Below are 24,336 nucleotides of genomic sequence, written 5' to 3'. Positions count from 1 at the left end.
GCTGGTGGACAGCGCCCGCCAGTCGCACGACGGCGAGTGGCTGGCGGGGCTGGACGAGCGCTTCCACACGGACCTGGTGGCAGCCGCCGGCAACCCCGAGATCGCCCGCGTGCATCGCGCCGCCACCGAACGCATCCGCATCGTGCGGCGGCTCGACTTCACCCAAGCCGAACGCATCACCCGCACCTACGCGGAACACGGCGCCATCCTGCAGGCGATCCTGCGGCGCGACGCCGAACAGGCCACCGCGCTGCTGCGCGCCCACATCGGCGACAGCCAGGCCGCCGTGCGCAAGATCACGCTGCACCGGCTGTACGCCAGCCGGCGCGCACAGGCGGCGTAGCCGGCATGGCCGCGCCCCGGCGCCCGCCCGCGTCAGCGCGGCCGCAGCCAGCGGCCCAGCCGCCGCGTCACGAACGGAATGCAGACGAACACCATCACCGGCGTCATGGTCACGCTGGTGATCAGCGCGCGCCAGAACACCGGCAGCGCGCTGAGGTGTTCGCTCACCAGCAGCGTGAACGCCAGCAGCACCGGAAAGTACGCCAGCCAGATGCTCACGGCCTGCTTCCAGCGCGGCGGCGCGCCGGTGCCGCCCTGCGGGCCGAACCAGCTGTCCATGCCGCTCACGCGGCGCGCATGGCTGGCCCGCACCAGCGCGGCGCCGCGCTCCAGCCACATGCGGCGCGGCAGCGATTGCTCCCAGCGATTGAGGCTGGCCTCGTCAACGAAGCGCAGCACGATCTGGTACTGGTCGCCGCCCTCGGGCGGTTGCAGCACGCCCGAGCCGAGAAAACCGGGAAAGCCCGCGGCCAGGATCTCGCCCTGGCGCATCCAGGACAGGAAATCGCTGTAGCGTTCGGGCGTAATGTGCCGGGTGACCAGCATGGTGACCGGGGCGGGAACGGCGGAACTGGACATGGTGAAACTCCTGGGGCGGCGTGCAGCGTGTTATGTGGTGTAAACCCTAGCAAGCCGCGTGCCAGCCTTGCACCGCAGCATCCGCCCGTGCGCAGCGTGATGGCCGCCCGCTGTCGCCGAATTTGCGCACCGCAACACACACCATATTGGTGATTACCCTAAATAACGCACCATCGTGGTGCATTCAACCCGGAGCCCGCCGCCCGCCATGGATATCAACCTGCCCGACGTCGTCGCCGAAGTCACCGTGGCCTTCGCCCGCTATGAGGCCGCCCTGGTCGCCAACCACGTCGAGGTGCTGGACGAACTGTTCTGGAACAGCCCCCACACGCTGCGCTACGGCGCCGGCGAGAACCTCTACGGCTACGACGCCATCCGCGCCTTCCGCGCCGGCCGTTCGCCGCAGGGCCTGGCGCGGCGCGTGCTGCGCACCGCCATCACCACCTATGGCCAAGACTTCGCCACCACCAACATCGAGTTCCAGCGCGACGGCAGCGACCGCATCGGCCGCCAGAGCCAGACCTGGATGCGCACGCCGCAGGGCTGGCGCGTGGTCTCGGCGCACGTCAGCCTGATGGGCGCGTGACCATAACCTTATAGGTCCGCCGCCATTGAGCCGTCATGAGGACAGGTCTACACTGGGCCTTCCCCCGTCCCCAGGAGCACCTGCCCCATGAGCACCTACAAGATCGCTGTCTTCGTCGGCAGCCTGCGCGCCGCGTCGATCAACCTGCGCCTGGCCCGTGCGCTGGAAAAGCTGGTCCCCGCGGACTTCAAGTTCGATTACGTCAGCCTCGGCGATGTGCCGCTGTACAACCAGGACAACGAGAACAACCTGCCCGCCCCGGCCGCCAAGCTCAAGCAGCAGATCCTCGACGCCCAGGGCATCCTGTTCGTCTCGCCCGAGCACAACCGCTCGGTGCCCGCCGCCATCAAGAACGCGATCGACTGGGGCACCCGTCCGTGGGGCCAGAACTCGTGGGCCGGCAAGGCCGTCGGTATCCTCGGCGCCTCGCCCAGCGCCGCCGGCACCGCGCTCATGCAGCAGCACCTGCGCAACATCCTGGCCGCCGAAGGCGCCAATGCCCTGACCACGCCGGAAGTCTTCCTGCAGTACACCGATGGCCTGGTCGATGACCAGTACAACATAACCAACGAAGGCACGCGCAAGTTCCTCCAGGGCTGGATCGACCGCTACGTCGACTGGGTCAAGAAGTTCAATAGCTGATCGCCGCCGTTGCCGGGTCAGGGGCGCCTCCCCGCCCGGCACCGATCGCCCGTCTACCTCCGGGCGATCAAGCCCTCCGGCTCAAGCCGGAGGGCTTTTTTTACGCGCGAAGCCCGCACCATCAACAACCGATCCCTGCGCCAACGAAAGCTCCCACGCCCCGCCCTGCCCCAACGCTCGCCACCCCGCGCAGCGCCCCCCTCCGCAAAAACAGCCGCCCGGCCGCCCGAAGGCCGGGCAGCCCCCTCGGGGGGCAGCAAGCGCGCAGCGCGCCGCGTGGGGGCCCACATATCCCCGGCAACTGTGGAGAAGCTTGAGGACAGCCATGGGGCAGTTGCAAAAAAGCCCATGGCAACAAGCACTTGCACCCTGCGGTCAAAAAATGCGCAATCCATCCAATGGATGATTTTTGGCGCACTTATCCACCGACCATGGGCGCAAACCGGCGGTTTTCCGGTCGTCGCCGCATCCCCCCGACGCGCCTGTGCATTTGTCCCAGCATTCTGTGGACAAGCATGAGGACAGAATGAGGGCAGGTCCGCTTTTCCCTTTCGCATCAATGACCTGCGAGGGGTGGTCAAGAAAGGCCCAACGCGGAGAAAAGCGGCGCCGGGTTGTCCCCGGGAAATGTGGATAAGGCTGAGGACAGCCTGCGGGCAGCCGCAAAAAACCCTTTGCCGCCAAGGCCTTGCGGGCGGCGGGCAATAAACGCCCAGGTCCGCTCCGCCGGCGCAGCCGCCGGGGCGGACCGACGCGGACCCTTCGGGACCGCCGGGTTTGTCCCCACGAAATGTGGACAAACCTCTGAACAGTCTCATGACAAGCTGAAAAAAGCCTTATCCGGCAATCACTTGGAAGGGCCGCTCAAAAAAGGAGCAAAGACCTCAGACGTCGTTGCCTTCCAGGCGCATGCCGATCTTCAGGCCGACCTGCCAATGCGCCACCTTGCCGTCCTTGATGTGGCCGCGCACCTCGGTGACCTCGAACCAATCCAGGTGCCGCAGCGTCTCCGATGCGCGCTCGATCGCCTTGCTGATGGCATCGTCGGTGGACTTGGTGGAAGAACCCACCAGCTCGATCTGCTTGTAGACGTGATTCGACATGGCTCATCTCCGTTGAGGGGGAAGCGTTGCGAATCGTCGGCCGCGCACGATGTTCCGGCGCTTACGACCGGCAATCCATTCGAACACACAGGATACCGCGTGGGGCATAGAGTGGTGTTACGAGTTCCGTCCACGCGGCCTCGGCCGCGGCCCGGAACCCGCTTTCCGCAACGCAAGCCAGGAGGTTGTCATGCCTGAACGAAAAACGCTGCAACGCGCCGAGCGCGACAGGAAGCAAGGCAAATCCGCATCCACCCAGGCGGGCGAATTCGTCCGCGAGGAAATCGAACACGTGCGCGAGGGCAAGCATGGCGTGCGCTCGACCAAACAGGCCATCGCCATCGGCCTGTCGAAGGCGCGCCGCGCCGGCGTCGATCTGGCGACGCCGAAGAAGGCCAGCGCGTCCACCCGGCGCAAGGCCGAACAGGACAGCGAGGCCGCGCACGACGGCCATGCCAAATCCGCCACGCGCGCCCGCGCCACCACCCGCGCCCTCAAGCGTGAAAGCGCCAAACCGGCATCCAAATCCGCGCTGTCGCGGCATGCGTCCAAGACCGCCGCCACGCGCACGGCCGCGGATCGGTCCGCCGCCGCGAAGAAGGCCGCCGCCACCAAGGGCGCGGCGGGACGCTCGGCCGCGGCCAAGAAAGCGGCGCGCACCCGCGCCGCGAACCAGCGCGCCGCGGCGCATCACTGAGCGGCGCCGCGCCTGCTGGCGTGACCGTCATCGCCCGCGCATCATGGCCTGCGCGTCAAGGCGCGCCGGTCATGCGGCGCCCGCTTCGAACTCGCGCAGACGTGTCTGCAGGAATTCACGCAGGCGCTTGACCGCGGGCGACAGCAGCATGCGGTGCACGCACAGCAGGTACAGCGGCGACGGCTCGCCGGTGTAGTCGGGCAAGGCCTGCACCAGCCGGCCCGCGCGCAGGTCGCTCAGCACGTCGAAGCGCGACTTGTAGGCCACGCCATGGCCGGCCAGCGCCCAGCGCCGCACCAGGTCGCCATCGTCGCCCACCCGGTCGCCCTTGACCGGCACGGTCAGCGCGCCGCCCTCGTGCTCGAAGGCCCAGCGGTCGTGCAGCGATTCGCCCAGCACGAAGCACAGGCAGTTGTGGCGCCGCAGGTCGGCCGGTGTGCGCGGCATGCCGTGGCGCGCGAAATAGGCCGGCGAGGCGCACACCACGCGGCGGTTGTGCTCGCTCAGCGGCAGCGCCACCAGGCCGGAATCGCCGGGCGTGCCGTAGCGCAGCGCGATGTCGACGGGCTGCCGGTACAGGTCCGCCAGGCGGTCGCTGATGCGCACCTGGAAGTTCACGCGCGGATGCTGCTGCTGGAAGTCGTCCAGCCACGGCAGCAGCACGTGGCGCCCCAGGTCCGACGGAATCGCCACCGACAGCGTGCCGGAGATCGCCGTCTTGTCGCGCGCCAGCGCGCTCTGCCCGGCCTGCAGGCTCGACAGCGCGGCGCGCGCATACTCCAGGTAGCGCTCGCCATCGCCGGTCAGCCGCAGGCTGCGCGTCGAACGCACGAACAGGCGGGTTTCGAGCGACAGCTCCAGCCGCTTGAGCGCGGCGCTGGCCACCGCCGGCGTCAGGTCCAGCTCGCGCGCGGCGGCCGAAAAACTGCCGTGGTCCGCCGCGGCGACAAAGATGCGCAGGTCTTCAAACCGAACCATGGGCAACCCATTTTCAAAGAAATATTGAAACTGAGTCCGATGCTAGCCGGTTTTTCACCGTCCGCCACTGGGTAATGATGGCGTCACCCCCGCAACGCTTTTGGAGTCCCCCATGAAAATCGAACTCGACGGCAAGAAAGCCCTGGTCACCGGCTCGTCTGGCGGCATCGGCCTGGCCATCGCCCAGGGCCTGGCCGAGGCCGGCGCCCAGGTGGTGCTGCACGGCCGCAACGCCGACAAGCTCAAGCAGGCCGCCGACGCCGTTGCGCGCCAGCATCCGGGCGCCCAGGTCCACACCGTGCAGGCCGACCTGTCCACCGCCGACGGCGCCGCCTCGATCTGCGCCGCCCATCCCGACGTCGACATCCTGGTCAACAACGCCGGCTACTTCGCGCCCAAGTCCTTCACCGAAATCACCGACGACGACTGGCGCTACATGCTCGACACCAACGTCATGAGCGGCGTGCGCCTGTCGCGCTATTACCTGCCGCGCATGCTGGCCGCCGACTGGGGCCGCATCGTCTTCATCTCCAGCGAATCGGCGCTGCACATTCCCGCCGAGATGATCCACTACGGCGTCAGCAAGACCGCGCTGCTGGGCGTCTCGCGCGGCCTGGCCGAGCTGACCGCCGGCAGCGGCGTCACCGTCAACGCCGTGCTGCCCGGCCCGACCCGCTCCGAAGGCGTGGTCGACTTCTTCGCCGAAATGGCCAGGGAACAGGGCCTGCCGCAAGAGCAGATGGAACGCGACTTCATCGCCCAGCACCGCCCCAGCTCGCTGCTGCGCCGCCTGGCGACGGTCGAGGAAGTGGCCAACATGGTCGTCTACACCTGCTCGCGCCAGTCCTCGGCCACCAACGGCGCCGCCCTGCGCGTCGACGGCGGCGTGGTCCGCACCATCGCCTGATCCCCTTTTCCCGTCCAGAGATCCCCCATGAAAGCCATCGCCTACTTCCAGAACCTGCCCGCCACCGACCCGCAATCGCTGCAGGACATCACCGCGCCCGAGCCCGTGCCCGGCGACCACGACCTGCTGGTCGAAGTCAAAGCCATTTCCGTCAACCCGGTCGATGTGAAGATCCGCGCCAACCGCAAGCCCAAGGACGGCCAGCCCGAGATCATCGGCTGGGACGCCGCCGGCATCGTGCGCGCGGTCGGCGCCAAGACCAGCCTGTTCGCGCCCGGCGACCGCGTCTGGTACGCCGGCGCCCTGACCCGCCCCGGCGCCAACAGCGAACTGCACGTGGTCGACGAACGCATCGTCGGCCGCATGCCGCAGAGCCTGGACTTCGCCCAGGCCGCCGCGCTGCCGCTGACCACCATCACCGCCTGGGAGCTGCTGTTCGACCGCCTGCGCGTGCTCGACAACGCCGCCCCCAGCCAGGGCACGCTGCTGGTCGTCGGCGCGGCCGGCGGCGTCGGCTCGATCCTGGTGCAGCTGGCGCGCCAGCTGACCGGCCTGACCATCATCGGCACCGCCTCGCGGCCCGAGACCCAGGCCTGGGTCACCGAGCTGGGCGCGCATCACGTCATCGACCACACCCGCCCGCTGGCCGAGGAACTCAAGCGCATCGGCCATCCGCAGGTCGGCTTCATCGCCGGCCTGACCCAGACCGACCAGCACTTCGCGCAACTGGCCGAGGCCATCGCGCCGCAGGGCAAGATCGCGCTGATCGACGACCCCTCGGCCATCGACGTGCGCCTGCTCAAGGGCAAGTCGGCCTCGCTGCACTGGGAATTCATGTTCGCCCGGCCGCTGCACAACACCCCCGACCTGATCGCGCAGCACGAACTGCTGAACCAGGCCGCGCGGCTGATCGACAACGGCACCCTGCGCACCACGCTGGGCGAACACTACGGCCGCATCAACGCCGAAAACCTGCGCCGCGCCCACGCCTTCATCGAGAGCGGCAAGGCGCGCGGCAAGGTGGTGCTGGAAGGCTTCTGAGGCGCCCTCCCCGTCCCCCGAAAAAATTGGGACGGGCGTCTCGCATTACAGCGAAGAAAGAGGTAAAAACTCGACTGCGCGCCGCGGGCTGCCAGCCCGCCGCCGCGCTTTCGGGAGTTGGCTCTGATTTCTCACCTGTTCGAACAAGCGCTGGAACCGATGCTCTGGGGCATGGTGGCGGTCGCCCTGCTGATGCTGCGGCTGGTGCCGCTGCAAGGCTGGAAGGCCGTCATCGTCGCCGGCATCACCGCCGGGCTGGTGTTCGACACCATCCAGTTCCGGGTCGGCCCGCCGCGCCTGTGGGATGCCCTGGTGCTCGGCTCGATCCTGGCCGCCTTGCTGGTGGCCGCGGTGCAGGAACTGCTGGTGCTGGTGGCGCGGCGCGTGCGCGCCGCCCTGGCGCGCGCCCGGGCCGGCGCCTGACCCCTCCCCGAGCCGCCGTTACATCCTGTCGGCGCCGCTCTACGTTTCTTCACACAGCTCGATCAAATGGCGCGAAGCCTGGCGCGCCGCTGGCGCCAGAATGGCACGTGCCCGGCCGGCCGGCGGCCCGCGACGCCTCCAGGAGATCGATCCATGAAAGTAGCCAGAGCAGCCATGCTCATGTCGATGGCGGCCCTGTGCGCCGGCTGCGCCGACGGCACCGCCATTCCCACCGGCAACCGCCATGCGCCATCGCTGGCGTCGGCGGTCAGGTTCTATTCTGATCCGCCGCATGCGCCGTATGAGGTGGTCGGCCTGGTCAAGGCCGAGAGCTCGGCCGGCCTCACCGCCCAGGAATCGATGGAATACGCCATCGAGGAACTGAAGAAGCAGGCCGCCAGCCTGGGCGCCAACGGCGTGCTGCTGACAGGCAACGGCGCGCGCACCACCGGCACCGACATCACCTACAACAAGGACTCGGGCCAGATCTCCAGCAACAGCACCACGGCGCAATTCGTCGAAGGCCGCGCCATCCTCGTCAAATAGGCATGGCATCCTCCGCGGCAACGCCGCCGCGCGCCGGCGCGCCGGCCCGGCTCGAGGTGCTGGACGCGCTGCGCGGCGCCGCGCTGCTGGGCGTCCTGCTGGCCAACCTGCGCGCCTTCTCGCTCCACGACTTCCTGCCGGCGGCGGCCGGCGCCGGCCCGGCCGACATCGCCGCGCAATGGCTGATGGCGGCGCTGGTCGATGCCAAGGCCGCCACCCTGTTCGCGCTGCTGTTCGGCGTCGGCTTCGCGCTGCAGCTGGGTCCGGCGCCGCTGGCGCCAGGCCGCCGCCGGCGTCACGCGCTGCGCTTGCTGGCGCTGCTGGCCATCGGCCTGCTGCACGCGTGGCTGCTGTGGTGGGGCGACATCCTGCGCTATTACGCCTTGCTGGGCCTGCTGATGCTGCCTCTGGCCGGATGGTCCGCCCGGCGGCTGGCGATCGTCGGCGCGGCCCTGGCGCTGTTCGCCTGGCCCTTGCTGCTGCCGTGGGCGCGCCTGGCGCTGCCGCCGCAAGTGCCCTCGGCGCAGGCCACCGCCGCCGCGCTGTCGGCCTTCAGCGCGCCAGACCTGATGCGCGCCTGGGCCGCCAACCTGGACTACGACCTGCGCATGCGCATCGCCAACTGGAGCCTGCTCATCTTCGTGCTGGGCCGCCTGATGATCGGCGCGGCGCTGGGCCGCGCCGGCCTGTTCCTCGACCCGGCGGCGCATCTGGCCGCCTGGCGCCGGCTGGCGGGCGCCGCCTTGCTCGTCGGGGTGCCGGCCAGCGCCTTCGTGCTGCTGTGCGACGGCGCCATCCTGTTCGCCGATGGCTGGTGGTCCGGCGGGCCGGGGCGCGACCTGGCGCGCATCGTGCGCAGCGCGGCGTCTTTGGCGCTGGGGCTGGGCTATATGGCGGGTTTCGTGCTGCTGTTCCAGTGGCCTCGGGCGCGCCGCCTCCTGGCAGGCTTCGCGCCGGTCGGCCGCATGGCGCTGACCAACTACCTGGGCCAGAGCCTCCTGGCGATCAGCCTGTTCTACGGCGTCGGCCTGGGGCTGGGGCCCGTCGCCAGCCTGCCTCGCATCCTGGCGCTGGGCGTGCTGCTGTTCATCGTCCAGGCCCTGGCCAGCGCCTGGTGGCTGCGGCGCTACGCGCTCGGGCCCTGCGAATGGCTATGGCGCAGCGCCGCCGCCGGCCGTTGGCAGGCCATGCGCCTGCCCGCTTTGCAGCCCCGGCCGGCTCAGGCCGCGGGCAGCCCGGGCAACACCAGGTCGTCGACCTGATAGGTGTGGAATTCGCTGGTCGATACCGCATCGAGCTTGCGGAATTTCTCCAGGAACACCGGATCGGAAAAGAATTCGTCCACCTTGCCCGCCCCCGAGATCGCCTCGATGTTCACCACGGTCTTGCCGTCCGTGCTCTTGGCCAGGTTGCTCCACAGGAAACCCGGCTTGGTGCGCGCGACGTAATGCACCACGTCCTGGATCGCCTGGAAGGCGTCCTCCTGCCGGCCCGGGTGGGCGTGAATCACATTGACGATGAATACCGTGCCATCCGGCGCGGGCTTGAAGGTGGCGGAAACGGGAAAGGCCATGTCGGCTCCTGCGGTGAAAAACAGGCAACACTATGGCCCGGCGCGACGCCGCGAAAAAGAGGCCGGCGGGCGCGAGAGTACGGACATGGCCGTCCGCAATCGCGCAGCGTCCTTGCCAGGCCTCCCGGCCCGGATCAGGCGTTCCCGTCGCGCTTGGCGCGGGCGTGCGGATCGCGGATCTCGTCTTCCAGTTGCGCGATCAGCCACGCGAACCAGCCGTTCTCGGTGCGGGCATACACCGCCGCGGCCGGCGTCTTGCCGTCGCGCCAGCCCGGCTGGTGCGCGTCCATCCAGGCCGACAGGCTCTTGTGCGGCGCCAGCAGGCCCGACAGCCACGACCAGACATAGTCGGGCACGGTCCGCCGGAAGCCCTTGGCGCTGGCGTAGATGGTCGGCTCCAGCGGCAGGCTGCCCGAACGGGCCAGCCTCGCCTGCACCCGGCGCAGCGTCTCGGCGGCCGCCTGCAATTGTTCGGTGCTGAGCTTTTTCACGTAACGACTCCTGGATTGGGTTTTGCCGGATTATCGCCGGAGCGTCCGGCCGTTGCCAGCGGCGCGCGCGCCTGCCTCAACGCCTGTCTCAAAGCCTGCCTTGGCCCGCCTCAACGCGCGCCGCGCGGCGGCCGCAGCGCCAGCAGCAGCGTCGCGCTGAAACGCTCGCCCGGCGCCAGCACCTGCAACCCGGTACGGGTCTCGCCCGCCGCCGCCAGATTGAAGGCATCGGCCACGTTGGTCACCGGCTCCACGCACAGGAAATCCGAGCCCGGCGCGGTGTAGACCACCAGGTGCGCGAACGCCGCATCGGCGTGCAAGGCCAGTTCGTGCCCGTCCGGCCAGTGCAGCGTGGCGCGTCCGCCCCACTGCGATAGATAGGTATCGCAGCCTTCGGCCGACTGCCCCAGCTCGCGCACGTGCGTGGTCTGGCTGGCGCCGGGCAGGCCATCGTCGTCGGTCGGCCAGATGCGCCGCGCGTGCAGCGCCACGCGCGTGGCGGTGAAATACGGATGGATGCCGCAGCCGAACGGCATCGGCGTCTCGCCCTGGTTGATCATCAGCAGCGTGAGCGACAACCCGCGCGAATCCAGCCGGTAGCGCTGCACGCATTCATACGGCCAGGGCCAGCCCAGCACGCCGGCCGGCTGCTGCAGCACCAGGTCGACCGCGTCGTCGGCCGCGTGGCGCACCTGCCAGGCCTGGTACAGGCCGCCGCCATGGATCGCCTGCGGGCGTCCCGGCAACGATTGCAGCGCATGGCGCGCCCCCTCGAAGGCGAACACGCCATCGCGCACCCGGTTCGAGTACGGCGTCAGCGGGTACGACCCGGCGCGCGGCCATTGCGCCGGCGGCCAGCCGGTCTCGACCAGCGGCACGATCCAGTCATGCTCGCCAGTCGACAGCCGCGTCAGGCGTCCGCCCCCGCCCGGCGCGAACTCGGCGCGGTGGGAACCGTGGGCAATGGTCACGCGTTCGCTGGCGTCCAGCGTGGCGGGAAAGGACAAATCAGGCATCGGGCGCTCCCGCGGCGCTGCAAACGGCCGCGTGGCGCCATTGTGCATGGCGCGGTCCGGCGCCAGCAAGCCGCGCGCGCCGGAGCCCGCGTCAAGCCGTGGCGGGCATCGCCGGCAGCGCTTGCGGCAGGCACCCCAGTCCGCGCAGCGTCGCCTCCACCGCCACGTCGAGCGGCGTGTGCGGCTCGGCGCCCAGCACCCCGACCAGACGCGCGTTGTCCATGCGCAGCGGCTGGCGCCACAGGTAGCGCATCTGCATCAGTTCGCGCAGCGTCTCCGAGAACGGCGCCGCCAGCCGCAGCAGTCCCCACGGAAACGCGCCCACCCGCGGCGCGGCCCCATGGCGGCGCGCGACCCGCACGATCGCCTCGGCCATCCGCGTGCCGTCCGCATCCCAATGCCCCGCCATGTGGAACGTCGCGAACGGCGCCAGCGCCTCGCGCCGCCCCAGCAGTTCGACCAGCGTCCGGCCCACGTCCGGCAGGTAGCTCCATTGATGCCCCACGCCGGGCGCCCCCGGCACGCTCACCCGCCGCAGCGGCCGTCCCGGCTTGACCAGCCCTTGCGAGAACCAGTTGTTGCCGGCGCGCGGCCCGAAGAAATCACCCGCCCGCAACACCACGGCGCGCGCGCCCTGCGCGCTGGCCACCTGCAGGCGGCGTTCGAGCTCGACCCGGATCGCGCCCTTGCGCGTCAGCGGCTGCTGCGGCGAGGTCTCGCGCAGCAACGGAAAGGCGTCCGGCCCGTAGTTGTAGATCGTGCCCGGCAGCACGATCGTCGCGCCCTGCGCGACCGCCACCGCGATGGTGTTGTCGATCATCGGCAGCACCAGCTCGCCCCAGCGGCGATAGCCCGGCGGATTGACGGCATGCACGATCACCTCGCACCCCAGCGCCGCCCGCGCCACGTCCTGGCGGTTCATGGCATCGCCGCGCAGCCACGTCATGCCGTCGCGCGCCGCCGTCTCGGTTTCCAGCCCGCGCGCCAGGGCGCGGATGCCCCAGCCCGCGTCACGCAGCTGGCGCGCCGCCTCGCCCCCCACGCCACCGGTGGCGCCCAGCACCAGCGCGGTGCCCGGCCGGCTCGATTCGATCGTCGTCATGGTCATCTCCCGTGAATCCATGACGTTCATTCTGGCGCCGCGACCATACAAAATAAATTGCCGAACTCAGCCTCGCAGCTATACATTTATGCATGACCAAACCGATCGGCTGGGAACTCTACCGCAGCTTTCTCGCCGTGCTCGCCGAGGGCTCGCTGTCCGGCGCCGCGCGCGCGCTCGACATCACCCAGCCCACGGTGGGCCGCCACATCGCGGCGCTCGAACGCGCCCTGGGCCAGGTGCTGTTCACCCGCTCGCAGACCGGCCTGCTGGCCACCGACGCGGCCCGGTCGCTGCGCGGCTACGCCGAAGCCATGCACAGCCACGCCACCGCCCTGGAACGCGCGGCCGCCGCGCAGGGCCCGGGCGTCGCCGGCACCGTGCGGGTCTCGGCCAGCGAAGTCATCGGCATCGAAGTGCTGCCCTCGGCGCTCGCGCGCCTGCGCCAGGAACACCCGCGCCTGACCATCGAGCTGGCGCCCACCAACCGCGTGCAGAACCTGCTGCTGCGCGAGGCCGACATCGCCGTGCGCATGGCCCCGCCCCGGCAGGAACAACTGATCGCGCGCCCGGTCGGCCAGGTCGAGATCGGCCTGTACGCCCGCAAGGACTACCTGCGCCGCTGCGGCACCCCCACCGCTCTGGCCGATCTGGCCAGCCACGCCCTCATCGGCTACGACACCGAGACGCCTTTCCTGCGCGGCGCCAGCAAGCGCTTTCCGATCCCTTGGGGCCGCGAACGCTTCGCCCTGCGCGCCGACAGCGACCTGGCGCAACTGGCCCTGATCCGCGCCGGCGCCGGCATCGGCGTCTGCCAGGTGGCGCTGGCCCGCCGTGACAGGCAGCTGGTGCGGGTGCTGCCGGACCAGGCCGCGTTCCAGCTGGACACCTGGATCACCATGCACGAAGACCTGCGCGCCAGCCCCCGCTGCAAGACGGTCTTCGACGCGCTGGTGGCCTGTCTGCTGGCCCATACCGGCGCGGCAGGCTAGCGTTCCCCCCAGACCCGCAACGATGCGACATTCCCGACGGGAATCGGTCCGACGTTCGGATATACTGTTCATCCATACAGTTATCCGGCCGCAAGGGAACCCCGCCCCATGACCAGTCTGATCAATTCCCCGCCCAGCCGCAGCATCTGGCTCAGCGCCTTTCCGCGCCTGTCCGGCGTCAAGAACGGCGACTACCTGCCCCTGGACCGCCTGTGCGAAGCCACCGGCCTCGAAGGCGGCCAGAAGCTGCGCGAGGTCCTGGCCGCCGCCGAGCGCGAAGGCCTGCTGCTGATCGACCGCGGCGCCACGCCCGCCAGCTACCGGGCCACCTACGCGCTCGAGCGCCAGGTCACGCTGTTCGCGGCCGACTAGGGCCTGTTCAGGGAACGGCGTCCCGCCCCGGCTCCCGCGCCGAGCGAGTGCTAACGATCCCTTGCAATGCTGTTACATCTGGGGAAATAGAATTTCCCCGGAAATGCACGACACGGAGAAAAACATGCAAGAAGACACCGCCAAGCCCGAACCCACCCGCCGCCGCTGGCCCTTCGGCTACGGCCAGGAAGCATAAGACCGGCGCCGCTGGCGCCCTTGCCGCCCCGGGGCACCGGAATTCCTCCCGTCCCCCGCCTGCCTCCCGCTCGTAGCAGACCCTGTCGAAGAACTTATGTCGGCTGCCGCGGGCCCCCCTCCCGCGATCAGGTGCAGGCGCAACAGACCGTACAGGCCCTTCTGCTCCTGGCCCCACGGGTCATAACGCGTGGTCAGCGGCACATTCATGTCGGGATTCCAGGCATTGCGAGACGCGTGTGGCGGCGACGGTTCCGCTACAGCATCTCGTCCCGCGCCTTTTCCGCGCGCGAAGCGCCAATGGCGGTTGCGACTTTTTTGACTTCCTCGGGCGGCGGCAGCACCGCCGGAAAGCCCAGTGCTTCGATCCACAATTCCCGCGTCCACCCTTTCGAGTGATACAGGTGGTGGTCTTCGTCCTGTTCCACCGCGTCGTGGGCCTTCTTCAGGATCTGCGCCACCTTTCCCGTCAGCTTTTCCGCCACCAGGCCGATCAGCTCCCAATTCTGGTGATCTTTGGTTTCGGCAAGCACGACGCATTCGCCCGCCGCGATCTGCGCGGCCGCGGGATCGCTCCCGCTTTTCGCCAGCGCGATGGCCGTGACCAGCGATTCCCCGTGGTGCCGGACCACGTGGCGGCTCGGCACGTACGCCATGGCGTCCAGGCCCAATTCTTCAAAAACGGTAAGCAGGACCTGCTTGTGGGTTTTGGTTTCCTCGAGATAGCCACGCCATTCCTTGGCCAGGTCCTCGTTGCTCGCGCAGGCGATTGCCGCGGTGTAGACATTGATGCCGCCTAGTTCGGTCTCCAGGGCCTGATACAGCAAGTCATGGATCATCTCCATGTTTCCCTTCGCGTTTGCAGCCATTTGTGGCTCCTCGGTGTAATGCGTGGGCGCGCGTCCAGGAACAGGACGCGCGCGCTGTCCCGGCGTCAATCCGTCCGCTGGTTGGCGGCCGGATCGCCGACAGGCTCCTCGGGCTCGAGGTCCTCCAGGTCCTGCTGCGCGTCTTCGTCCGCGTCGGGCGCGAGCGGCGTCGTGCCGGGTTGCTGTCCCGGCGGCTGGGTCGAATCGGACCGCGGGTCCGTGGGGGGCCGGTTGGTCTCCGGCAACGTGGATTGCGATTGCGATTGCGTCATGGCATCACCTTTAGACGGCCACCTGGCCGCCTCCCCCTACCGCAAGTGCCGCTCCCAAAACAGCGCCCGATCCAGGCACCGCGCGGCGTCCGCCCCGCGGCGGCGCGGCCGCGCCGGCAAGCAGCCTGCGGGGGGTGGCGGCGCACGGGTGCGCCTGGTATGGCCACACTATTGCGGCGCCCGCGCACGCGCCGCATACTGGTTCGACCAAAACCTTCCGGAGTCGCCATGCGAGAAGACCTGCGCAAACTCGGCGCCGACGCCGCCCGCCAGGGGCTCGGTCTGCTTGATTGCCCCTATTTCCGGGCAGGGGCCATGCCGGCACACACCGGTGAATCCATCTCAGAATGGTCGCGATGCGTCCAGGCCTGGGAAATGGGCTGGCGCGAAGCCACCGCCCAACGCCTGGCTCGCTGCGATCGCGCGGCAATGCTGGGCGCGCTGACACACAACCACTGACGTTCCGCCTGCATCCAGTCGCGCCGATGGCGCCGACGCGACGGATGCCCCTTTGCCGCCCGCGCCATCGGCCCGCCGAAACCGTCCGGTCGTTCCCCGCCGGGCGCCCCGCCCCCGCCCCGGCCCGATACAATCACGGGCATGAATTCCGCAACACAGACCACCGCCGCCGAGGCCCACGCCGGCCACACCCCCATGATGCAGCAATACCTCCGCCTGAAGGCGGAGGCCGGCCCCTTGCTGCTGTTCTACCGCATGGGCGACTTCTATGAAATGTTCTATGAAGACGCGGAACGCGGCGCGCGGCTGCTCAACCTGACGCTGACCAAGCGCGGCTCGTCCAACGGCACGCCGATCCCGATGGCCGGGCTGCCGGTGCACGCGATGGAGCAGTACCTGGCGCGGCTGGTGGCGATGGGCGAGTCCGTCGCCATCTGCGAACAGATCGGCGATCCCGCGGCCTCCAAGGGCCCGGTCGAACGCCGCATCGTGCGCATCGTCACGCCCGGCACGCTGACCGACGACGCGCTGCTGCCGGCCAAGGCCGACCGCGCGCTGGCCGCCGTGTTCGTGTCCGGCAATGCGCGCGCGCCGCGCGCCGGGCTGGCCTGGCTGAACCTGGCCAGCGGCGACTTCCGCGTCACCGAATGCGCGCCGGCGCAGCTCGAATCCGAACTGCATCGCGTCGCGCCGGCCGAGATCGTCTGCGCCGACAGCGCCGAATTCGACTTCCCGTTCGAAGGCGCCCGTTCGCGCGTGCCGGACTGGCACTTCGAAAGCGACGGCGCCCGCGCGCACCTGCTGGCGCATTTCAAGACCGACACGCTGGCCGGCTTCGACATCGAAGACATGCCGGCCGGCATCTGCGCCGCCGGCGCGCTGCTGCGCTACGCCGCCCGCACCCAGTCGCAGGCGCTGGCGCACGTGCAGAGCCTGTCGGCCGAGCGTCCCGGCCAGTTCGTGCTGCTCGATCCCGTCACGCGCCGCAACCTCGAACTGACGCAGACGCTGTCGGGCGAGGATTCGCCCACGCTGTTCTCGCTGCTGGACGGCTGCCGCACGCCGATGGGCAGCCGCCTGCTGCGCCGCTGGCTGCACCATCCGCTGCGCGAGAACGAACAGGCCCACGCCCGCCAGCAGGCCATCTCGACGCTGCTGGCCGGCCGCATGGACGTCGAACAGACCTTCGGCTCCGCGGGCCTGCTGGAAACGCTGCGCGGCGCGCTCAACGCCTTCCCCGACATCGAACGCATCGCCGCGCGGCTGGCGCTGCGCTCGGTGCGTCCGCGCGAACTGGCCAGCCTGCGCGACGCGCTGGCCGCCCTGCCCGCGCTGCGCGACCTGGTCGCGCCGATGGCCGCCTCGCCGCGCCTGAACGACCTGATCTCGCACCTGTCGGTGGACCCGGCGCTGGCGGCCCTGCTGGTGCGCGCCATCGCCGCCGAGCCGGCCGTGGCGATCCGCGACGGCGGCGTGCTGGCCGCCGGCTTTGACGCCGAACTCGACGAACTGCGCGGCCTGGCCGCCGACGGCGGCGACTTCCTGGTGCAGCTGGAAGCGCGCGAACGCGAGCGCACCGGTATCAGCAACCTGCGCGTCGAATTCAACCGCGTGCACGGTTTCTACATCGAGGTCACCAAGGGCCAGACCGCCAAGGTGCCCGAAGACTACCGCCGCCGCCAGACGCTCAAGAACGCCGAACGCTACATCACCCCGGAACTCAAGACCTGGGAAGACAAGGTGCTGTCGGCGCAGGACCGCTCGCTGGCGCGCGAGAAGTGGCTGTTCGAGCAGTTGCTGGACGTGCTGGCCGAACACGTGCGCCCGCTGTCCGACTGCGCCGGCGCGCTGGCCGAACTCGACACGCTGGCGGCGTTGGCCGAACACGCGCGGCGCCACGACTGGATCGCCCCCGAACTGTCCGAGCAGGCCGACATCGATATCGACGCCGGCCGCCACCCGGTGGTCGAGCAGGCCATCGAACGCTTCACGCCCAACGGCTGCCGCCTCGATCCGGCGCGCCGCATGCTGCTCATCACCGGCCCCAACATGGGCGGTAAATCGACCTACATGCGGCAGGTGGCCTTGATCGTGCTGCTGGCGCGCATCGGCAGCTTCGTGCCGGCGGCGCGCGCCCGCATCGGCCGCATCGACCGCATCTTCACCCGCATCGGCGCCGCCGACGACCTGGCGGGCGGACGCTCGACCTTCATGATGGAGATGACCGAGGCCGCCGCCATTCTCGCGGCCAGCACGCCCAACAGCCTGGTGCTGATGGACGAGATCGGCCGCGGCACCTCCACCTACGACGGCCTGGCGCTGGCCTGGGCCATCGCCTGCCGCCTGCTGGCGCACAACCGCGCCCTGACGCTGTTCGCCACCCACTACTTCGAACTGACGCGCCTGCCGGCCGAGCAGCCCGCCTCGGCCAACGTGCACCTGGCCGCGGCTGAATCCGCCGGCGGCATCGTGTTCCTGCACGAAGTGCGCGAAGGCCCGGCCAGCCGCAGCTACGGGATCCAGGTGGCGCAGCGCGCCGGCGTGCCCGCCGCCGTCATCCGCCAGGCCACCCGCGAACTCGAACGGCTCGAAGCGCAAGGCGCGCCCACGCCGCAGCTGGGCCTGTTCTCGGCCGCGGCCGACGCCGACGCGCAGGCCTACGCCGCAGCCGATCGCGCCGACGCCATCGAGGCGCTGGACACGCTGCGCGAGGAACTCGCCGGCATCGACCCCGACAGCCTGACCCCGCGCGAAGCGCTGGACGCCCTCTACCGCCTGAAAAAGCACCTGCAATGAACCTCGACCATCCCCTGCCGCTGTTGGGCGACCAGAGCCCCAACGACTTCATGCGCCGCTACTGGCAGAAGAAGCCGCTGCTGATCCGCCAGGCCATCCCGAACTTCAAGCCGCCGGTGACCATCGCCGCGATCAAGAAGCTGGCGCGCCGCGACGACGTCGAATCGCGCCTGATCTGGCGCGAGAACGGCGAATGGCAGATGGAGAACGGCCCCTTCGCCCGCCTGCCCAAGGACAACGAAGGCGACTGGACCCTGCTGGTGCAAAGCGTCGACCTGCACAGCGACGCCGCGGCCGAGCTGATGCAGCAGTTCCGCTTCATCCCCGACGCGCGCCTGGACGACGTGATGATCAGCATCGCCAGCCACGGCGGCGGCGTCGGCCCGCACTTCGACAGCTACGACGTGTTCCTGCTGCAGGCCGCCGGCGAGCGCGAATGGCGCTACGGCCGCCAGAAGGACCTGTCGCTCGAGCCCGGCCTGCCGCTCAAGATCCTCAGCCACTTCCAGCCCGAGGAACAGGCCGTGCTGGCGCCGGGCGACATGCTCTACCTGCCGCCACAGGCCGCGCACGACGGCATCGCCGCGGGCGACGGCTGCATGACCATCTCCATCGGTTTCCGCGCCCCCACGCAGGCCACGCTGGCGCGCGGCCTGCTCGAAGCCGCCGCCGACCAGGTGATGGCGCGCGTCGGCCTGCTGGGCGGCCCATATGGCGAACCGGCGCTGCCCGGCCCCAAGCTGTCGGCCGTCTACCGCGACCCCGCGCAGGCCGCCGTGGCCACGCCGGCGCAGGTGCCGGACGCGCTGGTCGAGGCCACGCTGGAGACGGTCAGCAAGCTGCGTTTCGACGACGCGCTGGCCTCGCGCTTCCTGGGCTGCTGGCTGACCGAGCCCAGCAACCTCAGCGTGTTCGACGGCCCTGAAGGCCTGGACGTGGACCTGGAAGAGGACTGGCCCGCCCACGGCAAGCTGGTGCTGGACCGCCGCAGCCGCATGCTCTATCGCGGCAAGCAGCTCTTCATCAACGGCGAGACCGCCATGACGCCGGCCTCGCCCGCCCTGTGCAAGCTGGCCGACGCGCGCAGCCTGGACTGCGCCGATCCCGCCTGCGCGCGCCTGTCCGACGAGGCGCGCTCATGCCTGGCCGACTGGCTCGACTCCGGCTGGATCCATTACGTCGCCTCGTAGTATCCCGACACCTGCACGTATCCAACTTGCACAGAACGCAATGAGGTCTATGCGCAGGGTCACATAAAGCAAGACATCACACCGCGCGGAAAGGTTTGTTGCCGTTGGGATGCGACCTTTTTAATTTCCACACTCGCATCGCTGACGGGTTCCTGTAGCCTGGGTTCTGGTTTCCCCTGAAGGGGTTTCAAGAGTCGTCATCTACAGGAGTCCAAAAATGATGAGCAAAACCTTGATTATTGCGTCGGTGCTGGCCGTCTCGCTCAGCGCCTGCAACAAGAAGGAAGATGCCCCGGCGCCCGCGAACAACCCCACGCCGGGCGCCAGCACGCCCGCGCCTTCGAGCACGCCGCCGGCCACCTCGCCGGCGCCCGCGCCCACCCCTGGCACCACGCCCGGCGGCGGTTCCACCACCCCCGGCGGTTCGACCACGCCCGCGTCCTGATCGCATCGTCATCAGCGAATCCCCCCGCCGCTGATCACGAAAAAAGCCCTGGCCTCGCGCCAGGGCTTTTTGTTTGCGCGCGTGCCGGCGCAAAAAGAAAAAGGCCCCGTGGGGCCTTTTCGTACTGTCGCGAAGCGCCGGGCGGCGCCTCGCGGCGGACACCTTACATCTTGTCCTTCAGCACGCTCAGCAGGCGCTGGGCGGTGGCGCTGTTGTCGCGCTCGCCCTTGGCGTCGAGCACCGTCACCGTGGTCTGCTCGCCGCTGGCGGTCAGGTGGATGCGGTACTGCGGCGCCTCGGCCTTCTTGTCGCCCGAGAACATGCGGCTGAAGAAGCCCGGCTGGTCGATCTTCTCGCCGGTGTCGGTGTCGACGTAGCGCACGAAGTAGTCGCCGGCCGAACGATCGCGATCGTCCACCGAGAAGCCGCCGCCGTCCAGCGCCACGCCGACACGGCGCCAGGCGCGGTCGAACGATTCGCTGACGATCAGGGCGGCGCCCTGCGCGCGGACATCCTGCTGCACCGCGGGCTTCTGCGGCGCGGCTTCCGCCTGCTGCACCAGCTTGCGGGCGTTGTCGACGTCGGTGCCCAGATAGACCATCATGCGCGCCAGCATGGCGGCGTTCAGGCCCGGATCTTCCTTGCCGTTCTGCCACTGCACTTGCGAGCCGTCGCCGCCGACGCGCTTTTCGAGCATCTGGCGGTGGCTGACGTAGATTTCGGTGTGGCCGTTGACGCGTTCGACGCGGGTGCGGAATTTCTCGCGCTCACCGCTGTCCCAGGCCGATTCCAGCACCGCGCCCAGGGCCTGGCGCAGCCAGCTTTCCGGGATCTTGGCGCGGTTTTCCGCCCAGTCGGTTTCGATCAGGCCGGCGCCGGGGTTGTTGCTGGCGACCGTGAAGCCGTTTTCGGTCCAGAAGTCGACCAGGCGCGGGAACACGTCCTCGGGCGCGCGGTCGACCACCAGCCAGCGCAGGTCGCCGTCGCGTTCGACGCGCATGTCCTGGCGGCCGGGCAGCACGTTGCTGGCCTTGGGCGCGGTGGCCTGGGCCTGGCCCTGCTGCTGGAATTGCGAATAGGTGGTCGAGCCCGACGCCGGCGCGCGGTAGCGCGGATCGCTGGCGGCCTGGGTCAGGTCGGGCGGAATGCTCAACGGCTCGCCACGTTGCGTGACGGCGCTCTTGTAATTGACGGATTCTTCATTGCCCAGGAATTGGTTGACCTCGCTGCAGCCGGCCAACAACACCAGAGACATCAATGCCGACAAACCGGCATGACGCTTGTTCATACGTATCCTCACGATATTTAGAGCAGGCCCGTTTCCTGGAGCACGCGACGCACCGTTTCGTGGTGCTGCGCGCCCAGTTCCACCAGCGGCAACCGGTAGCCCAGTGCGGTGCGGCCCATTTCGGCCAGCGCCCACTTGACGGGAATAGGATTGGCTTCAACGAACAAAGCCTTGTTCAGACGGGCCAGGTGCGCATTAAGTTCACGCACCTTCGGCACGTTGCCCGCCAGGGCGGCGGCACACAAGTCGCGCATCAGCTTGGGCGCGACGTTGGCGGTCACGGAGATGTTGCCGCGCGCGCCCAGCAGGATCAGGGCGGCCGCGGTGGGATCATCGCCGCTGAAGACCTGGAAGCTGGCCGGCGCTTCGCGCAGCAGCAGGCCGCCGCGCGCGATGTCGCCGGTGGCGTCCTTGATACCGATGATGCCCGGCACCTGCGCCAGGCGCAGCACCGTTTCGTTGCTCATGTCGGCCACGGTGCGGCCCGGCACGTTGTACAGGATGGTCGGCAGCTCGACGGCTTCCGCGATGGTGCGGAAGTGGCGATACAGGCCTTCCTGCGACGGCTTGTTGTAGTACGGCACCACCGACAGGCCAGCCTGCGCGCCCACCGCCTTGGCGTGGCGCGTGAGGTGGATGGCTTCGTCGGTGGAGTTGGCGCCCACGCCGGCGATGACCGGAATGCGGCCGGCGGCATGCTCGACCGCCACGCGGATCAGCTCCGCATGCTCTTCCATGGAGACCGTCGGCGATTCCCCGGTGGTGCCCACCACCACCAGTGCATCGGTTCCTTCCTGGATATGCCAGTCGATCAACGACCGGTAGGCAGCGTAGTCAAGGCTGCCATCGGGCTGCATCGGGGTGACGAGGGCCACCATGCTGCCCTGGAAATTAACGCCTGCGGCGGTTGCAGGGGATGCCATAAATGAGGGGCTCCAAAGCCCGGTGGCGGGATGCCTCAGGGCCAGAATCAGTGAAACCGCTGAGTTTAACGGATATTGGCCAAAATCCTACAGAAACCACTGAACGATTGCCGTTCCCAACGCCAATACCGGACGCATCAATATCCAGAGTACGTCGGTCACCAGCAGCACCACCACGATCACCAGGCCATACGGCTCGATTTTCGAGTATTGCCAGGCCAGGCGGTTGGGCAGCAGGCTGAAGAGGATGCGTCCCCCGTCCAGCGGCGGAATCGGCAGCAGGTTCAGCGCCATCAGCACCAGGTTGACCTGCACGCCGGCCATCGCCATTTCGAACCAGAAACTCTCCTGCATGCCGGTTTCGAGAAACAGGCGCAGGGAAAACACCCACAGGATCGCCATCAGCAGGTTGGCGGCGGGACCGGCCAGCGCCACCCACAGCATGTCCTTCTTGGGGCGGCGCAGCCGGCCGAAATCGACCGGCACCGGCTTGGCCCAGCCGAACAGCATGCCGGGGCTGCCCAGCAGCTTGGACATCAGCAGGATCACCGCCGGCACCAGCAGGGTGCCGACCGGGTCGATGTGGCGCGCCGGGTTCAGGCTGATGCGGCCCGCCTGGTACGCCGTCGGATCGCCGAACATGCGCGCGACATAGCCGTGCGCGGCCTCGTGCAGGGTGATGGCGAAGATAACCGGTATCGCGTAGACCGCGATCGTCTGGATGATGTCATTCATGGCGAAGCGGATTGTAGAGGAGCCGCGTGACGAACAGTGCGGCTAAATGAGGAGCGGCGCCATTGCGGCCATCGCGGCGGCCGCAATGGCGCCGCCGCGTGAACGGGCGCTCAGCCGCGTCAGGCCAGGCCCAGCGTGGCGGGATCGCCGCGCCCCACCCGCACCACGACAGGGTCGTCGCCGGTCAGGTCGATCACGGTGGTCGGCGAATGCGGGCAGGCGCCCGCGTCGATGATGGCCGCCAGCTCATGGTCGTAGCGCTCGCGGATGGCCTCGGCATCGTTCAGCGCGTCGGTCTCATCCTTCGGGATCAGCGTGGTCGACAGCAGCGGCGCGCCCATCTGTTCGAGCAGCCCCAGCATCACGGCATGGTCCGGCACGCGGATGCCGATGGTCTTGCGCGACGGATGCGACACGCGCCGCGGCACTTCCTTGGTGGCCTCCAGGATGAAAGTCCACGGCCCCGGCGTGGCGGCCTTGAGCAGGCGGTACTGGCGGTTGTCGACGCGCGCGAAGTGGCCGATCTCGGCCAGGTCGCGGCACAGCAGCGTGAGATGGTGGCGATCGTCCAGGCCGCGCAGTCGGCGCAGGCCGTCGGCGGCGTTCTTGTCGTCCAGGCGCGCGACCACCGCGTAGCTGGAATCGGTGGGCACCGCCACCAGGCCCCCGTCGTTCAGCCATTGGGCGGCCTGCTTGAGCAGGCGCGGTTGGGGATTCGCGGGGTGGATATCTAAATGAAGGGCCATGGGATTATCCTAACACTCTTGAAGGCCGCATCGCCAACCGCGGCCGACGCAACACATGGCGGCGCCAGCCGCCCGGAGACACAGTATGCGCCTGGACGATTCCCGCGAAAGCGACAACGTGGAAGACCGCCGCGCCAGCGGTCCGCGCATCGGCGGCCGAGGCACCATCGGCATCGGCACCATCGTGCTGGCCCTGGTGGCCATGTATTTCGGCGTCGACCCCAGCGTGGTGCTGCAGATGGCCGAGGGCCCCGCCACGCAGCAACAGCAGGCCCCCGCCAGCCGCCCGCCCGCCAACGACCCGCAGGCGCGCTTCGTCTCCAAGGTGCTGGGAGAGACCGAGGACACCTGGAGCGCCATCTTCCAGAAAGACCTGAACCGCCAGTACGTGCCGCCCAAGCTGGTGCTGTTCCGCGGCGCCACGCCCACCGCCTGCGGCACCGGCCAGGCGGCGATGGGGCCGTTCTACTGTCCCGGCGACAGCAAGGTCTACATCGACCTGGCGTTCTTCGACGAACTGCAGAACCGCTTCAAGGCCCCCGGCGATTTCGCCCAGGCCTACGTCATCGCGCACGAGGTCGGCCACCACGTCCAGCACCTGCTGGGCATCTCCGATCAGGTCGACAACCTGCGCCGGCGCAACCCGTCGCAGGCCAACGCGCTGTCGGTGCGCATGGAACTGCAGGCCGACTGCTTCGCCGGCCTGTGGGCGCAGCGCGCCAACGCCGCCCGCAACATCCTCGAAAGCGGCGACGTCGAGGAAGCGCTGGCCGCCGCCACCGCCATCGGCGACGACCGGCTGCAGAAGCAGAGCCAGGGCTACGTGGTGCCCGACGCCTTCACCCACGGCTCGTCGGCGCAGCGCGTGCGCTGGTTCAAGCGCGGCCTGGACAGCGGCGATCTCAAGCAATGCGATACTTTCGCCGCCAGCTCGCTGTAGGACGCTGGCCGCGACGCGATGACCGCTGTATATCCATACAGCCAAAAGCCGAGACCGTCTTCATCTTGTAAGATTACGCCCCCGCGCA

At 69.1% G+C, this 24,336-nt stretch carries 29 protein-coding genes; 16 read left to right on the top strand and 13 right to left on the bottom strand.

Going from position 1 to position 24,336, the window contains the following annotated elements; translation table 11 throughout:
- The coding region (locus AOZ53_RS33210; protein WP_156333202.1) for an FCD domain-containing protein at positions 1-343 on the top strand (343 nt) is incomplete at its 5' end.
- A 32-nt stretch (positions 344-375) separates the two neighbouring features.
- Here AOZ53_RS33210 and AOZ53_RS01155 read toward each other — a convergent pair.
- Complete coding sequence (locus tag AOZ53_RS01155; protein ID WP_054431535.1) at positions 376-921, bottom strand: antibiotic biosynthesis monooxygenase; 546 nt, start codon at positions 919-921, stop codon at positions 376-378.
- A gap of 208 nt (positions 922-1,129) precedes the next feature.
- Here AOZ53_RS01155 and hpxZ point away from each other — a divergent pair, with 208 nt between their 5' ends.
- Positions 1,130-1,507 carry an oxalurate catabolism protein HpxZ gene (gene hpxZ / locus AOZ53_RS01150; RefSeq protein WP_054431536.1) on the top strand — a complete coding sequence of 126 codons (378 nt, stop codon included), beginning with the start codon at positions 1,130-1,132 and terminating at the stop codon, positions 1,505-1,507.
- Positions 1,508-1,594: 87 nt separating this feature from the next.
- Positions 1,595-2,149, top strand: coding sequence for an NADPH-dependent FMN reductase (locus tag AOZ53_RS01145; protein ID WP_054431537.1), 555 nt, complete (start codon positions 1,595-1,597; stop codon positions 2,147-2,149).
- Positions 2,150-3,033: 884 nt separating this feature from the next.
- Here AOZ53_RS01145 and AOZ53_RS01140 read toward each other — a convergent pair.
- Positions 3,034-3,252 carry a dodecin gene (locus AOZ53_RS01140; RefSeq protein ID WP_054431538.1) on the bottom strand — a complete coding sequence of 73 codons (219 nt, stop codon included), beginning with the start codon at positions 3,250-3,252 and terminating at the stop codon, positions 3,034-3,036.
- A gap of 190 nt (positions 3,253-3,442) precedes the next feature.
- On the opposite strand from AOZ53_RS01140, the gene AOZ53_RS01135 reads away from it, so the two are divergent.
- The gene (locus tag AOZ53_RS01135; RefSeq protein ID WP_054486628.1) at positions 3,443-3,949 is read left to right on the top strand and encodes a DUF6496 domain-containing protein; all 507 of its coding nucleotides are present in this window, start codon (positions 3,443-3,445) and stop codon (positions 3,947-3,949) included.
- A gap of 69 nt (positions 3,950-4,018) precedes the next feature.
- Here AOZ53_RS01135 and AOZ53_RS01130 read toward each other — a convergent pair whose 3' ends face one another.
- The gene (locus tag AOZ53_RS01130) at positions 4,019-4,927 is read right to left on the bottom strand and encodes a LysR family transcriptional regulator (RefSeq protein ID WP_054486627.1); all 909 of its coding nucleotides are present in this window, start codon (positions 4,925-4,927) and stop codon (positions 4,019-4,021) included.
- Between the two features lie 112 nt (positions 4,928-5,039).
- Between AOZ53_RS01130 and AOZ53_RS01125 the strand changes: the two genes are divergently transcribed.
- The 5 genes from AOZ53_RS01125 (at position 5,040) to AOZ53_RS01105 (ending at position 9,106) form a co-directional block, all read left to right on the top strand.
- Positions 5,040-5,834, top strand: a complete 795-nt coding sequence (locus tag AOZ53_RS01125) for an SDR family NAD(P)-dependent oxidoreductase (RefSeq protein WP_054486626.1) — start codon at positions 5,040-5,042, stop codon at positions 5,832-5,834.
- A 27-nt stretch (positions 5,835-5,861) separates the two neighbouring features.
- Positions 5,862-6,875, top strand: a complete 1,014-nt coding sequence (locus tag AOZ53_RS01120; protein WP_054486625.1) for a zinc-binding alcohol dehydrogenase family protein — start codon at positions 5,862-5,864, stop codon at positions 6,873-6,875.
- Positions 6,876-6,992: 117 nt separating this feature from the next.
- Positions 6,993-7,298 (top strand): hypothetical protein, encoded by a 306-nt coding sequence (locus AOZ53_RS01115; RefSeq protein WP_231689775.1) that lies wholly within the window; start codon positions 6,993-6,995, stop codon positions 7,296-7,298.
- 153 nt (positions 7,299-7,451) lie between these two features.
- A complete protein-coding gene (locus AOZ53_RS01110; RefSeq protein WP_156333167.1) occupies positions 7,452-7,844 on the top strand; it encodes a DUF4156 domain-containing protein in 393 nt (130 codons plus the stop codon).
- A gap of 2 nt (positions 7,845-7,846) precedes the next feature.
- Positions 7,847-9,106: a DUF418 domain-containing protein gene (locus tag AOZ53_RS01105; protein WP_054486624.1), complete on the top strand. Its 1,260-nt coding sequence runs from the start codon at positions 7,847-7,849 to the stop codon at positions 9,104-9,106.
- Here the strand turns inward: AOZ53_RS01105 and AOZ53_RS01100 are convergent.
- From AOZ53_RS01100 to AOZ53_RS01085, 4 genes are all read right to left on the bottom strand, one after another.
- Positions 9,064-9,417 carry an antibiotic biosynthesis monooxygenase gene (locus tag AOZ53_RS01100; protein WP_054431545.1) on the bottom strand — a complete coding sequence of 118 codons (354 nt, stop codon included), beginning with the start codon at positions 9,415-9,417 and terminating at the stop codon, positions 9,064-9,066. The genes AOZ53_RS01105 and AOZ53_RS01100 overlap by 43 nt on opposite strands.
- A 134-nt stretch (positions 9,418-9,551) precedes the next feature.
- Positions 9,552-9,908, bottom strand: a complete 357-nt coding sequence (locus tag AOZ53_RS01095; protein WP_054431546.1) for a hypothetical protein — start codon at positions 9,906-9,908, stop codon at positions 9,552-9,554.
- 110 nt (positions 9,909-10,018) lie between these two features.
- Positions 10,019-10,924 (bottom strand): aldose epimerase family protein, encoded by a 906-nt coding sequence (locus tag AOZ53_RS01090; protein ID WP_054486746.1) that lies wholly within the window; start codon positions 10,922-10,924, stop codon positions 10,019-10,021.
- Positions 10,925-11,015: 91 nt separating this feature from the next.
- On the bottom strand, positions 11,016-12,032 hold the full coding sequence (locus tag AOZ53_RS01085; protein WP_082385466.1) for an NAD-dependent epimerase/dehydratase family protein: 1,017 nt from the start codon (positions 12,030-12,032) through the stop codon (positions 11,016-11,018).
- Positions 12,033-12,118: 86 nt separating this feature from the next.
- Here AOZ53_RS01085 and AOZ53_RS01080 point away from each other — a divergent pair, with 86 nt between their 5' ends.
- Together AOZ53_RS01080 and AOZ53_RS01075 are read left to right on the top strand one after the other, a co-directional pair.
- On the top strand, positions 12,119-13,018 hold the full coding sequence (locus AOZ53_RS01080; protein ID WP_054486623.1) for a LysR family transcriptional regulator: 900 nt from the start codon (positions 12,119-12,121) through the stop codon (positions 13,016-13,018).
- Positions 13,019-13,126: 108 nt separating this feature from the next.
- The gene (locus AOZ53_RS01075; protein WP_006390414.1) at positions 13,127-13,390 is read left to right on the top strand and encodes a hypothetical protein; all 264 of its coding nucleotides are present in this window, start codon (positions 13,127-13,129) and stop codon (positions 13,388-13,390) included.
- Between the two features lie 452 nt (positions 13,391-13,842).
- Here the strand turns inward: AOZ53_RS01075 and AOZ53_RS01070 are convergent, their stop codons facing one another.
- Both AOZ53_RS01070 and AOZ53_RS01065 read right to left on the bottom strand, forming a co-directional pair.
- Positions 13,843-14,454, bottom strand: coding sequence for a hypothetical protein (locus AOZ53_RS01070; protein ID WP_054431548.1), 612 nt, complete (start codon positions 14,452-14,454; stop codon positions 13,843-13,845).
- 65 nt (positions 14,455-14,519) lie between these two features.
- Positions 14,520-14,726, bottom strand: coding sequence for a hypothetical protein (locus AOZ53_RS01065; RefSeq protein ID WP_054474257.1), 207 nt, complete (start codon positions 14,724-14,726; stop codon positions 14,520-14,522).
- A 228-nt stretch (positions 14,727-14,954) separates the two neighbouring features.
- On the opposite strand from AOZ53_RS01065, the gene AOZ53_RS34025 reads away from it, so the two are divergent.
- From AOZ53_RS34025 to AOZ53_RS33205, 4 genes are all read left to right on the top strand, one after another.
- Positions 14,955-15,185 carry a CrpP-related protein gene (locus AOZ53_RS34025; RefSeq protein WP_156333165.1) on the top strand — a complete coding sequence of 77 codons (231 nt, stop codon included), beginning with the start codon at positions 14,955-14,957 and terminating at the stop codon, positions 15,183-15,185.
- Positions 15,186-15,326: 141 nt separating this feature from the next.
- On the top strand, positions 15,327-17,981 hold the full coding sequence (gene mutS, locus AOZ53_RS01060) for a DNA mismatch repair protein MutS (RefSeq protein WP_054431550.1): 2,655 nt from the start codon (positions 15,327-15,329) through the stop codon (positions 17,979-17,981).
- Positions 17,978-19,171, top strand: a complete 1,194-nt coding sequence (locus AOZ53_RS01055; protein WP_054486622.1) for a ribosomal protein uL16 3-hydroxylase — start codon at positions 17,978-17,980, stop codon at positions 19,169-19,171. The genes mutS and AOZ53_RS01055 overlap by 4 nt, the downstream gene beginning before the upstream one ends.
- A gap of 217 nt (positions 19,172-19,388) precedes the next feature.
- Positions 19,389-19,616, top strand: a complete 228-nt coding sequence (locus tag AOZ53_RS33205; protein ID WP_006386500.1) for a hypothetical protein — start codon at positions 19,389-19,391, stop codon at positions 19,614-19,616.
- Positions 19,617-19,779: 163 nt separating this feature from the next.
- On the opposite strand, the gene bamC is transcribed toward AOZ53_RS33205, so the two are convergent.
- From bamC to AOZ53_RS01030, 4 genes are all read right to left on the bottom strand, one after another.
- Positions 19,780-20,904, bottom strand: coding sequence for an outer membrane protein assembly factor BamC (gene bamC / locus AOZ53_RS01045; RefSeq protein ID WP_054431553.1), 1,125 nt, complete (start codon positions 20,902-20,904; stop codon positions 19,780-19,782).
- Positions 20,905-20,921: 17 nt separating this feature from the next.
- Positions 20,922-21,827 (bottom strand): 4-hydroxy-tetrahydrodipicolinate synthase, encoded by a 906-nt coding sequence (gene dapA, locus AOZ53_RS01040; RefSeq protein ID WP_054431554.1) that lies wholly within the window; start codon positions 21,825-21,827, stop codon positions 20,922-20,924.
- A gap of 87 nt (positions 21,828-21,914) precedes the next feature.
- The gene (locus AOZ53_RS01035; protein ID WP_006390425.1) at positions 21,915-22,562 is read right to left on the bottom strand and encodes a site-2 protease family protein; all 648 of its coding nucleotides are present in this window, start codon (positions 22,560-22,562) and stop codon (positions 21,915-21,917) included.
- A 119-nt stretch (positions 22,563-22,681) separates the two neighbouring features.
- A complete protein-coding gene (locus AOZ53_RS01030; protein ID WP_006390426.1) occupies positions 22,682-23,308 on the bottom strand; it encodes an L-threonylcarbamoyladenylate synthase in 627 nt (208 codons plus the stop codon).
- Positions 23,309-23,393: 85 nt separating this feature from the next.
- Here AOZ53_RS01030 and AOZ53_RS01025 point away from each other — a divergent pair, with 85 nt between their 5' ends.
- On the top strand, positions 23,394-24,248 hold the full coding sequence (locus AOZ53_RS01025; RefSeq protein WP_054486621.1) for a KPN_02809 family neutral zinc metallopeptidase: 855 nt from the start codon (positions 23,394-23,396) through the stop codon (positions 24,246-24,248).
- Positions 24,249-24,336: the final 88 nt, after the last annotated feature.

It is taken from the genome of Achromobacter sp. 2789STDY5608621 (assembly GCF_001299375.1).
GTDB lineage: Bacteria > Pseudomonadota > Gammaproteobacteria > Burkholderiales > Burkholderiaceae_B > Achromobacter > Achromobacter insuavis.
This window is presented reverse-complemented; position numbering and strand designations above follow the sequence as displayed.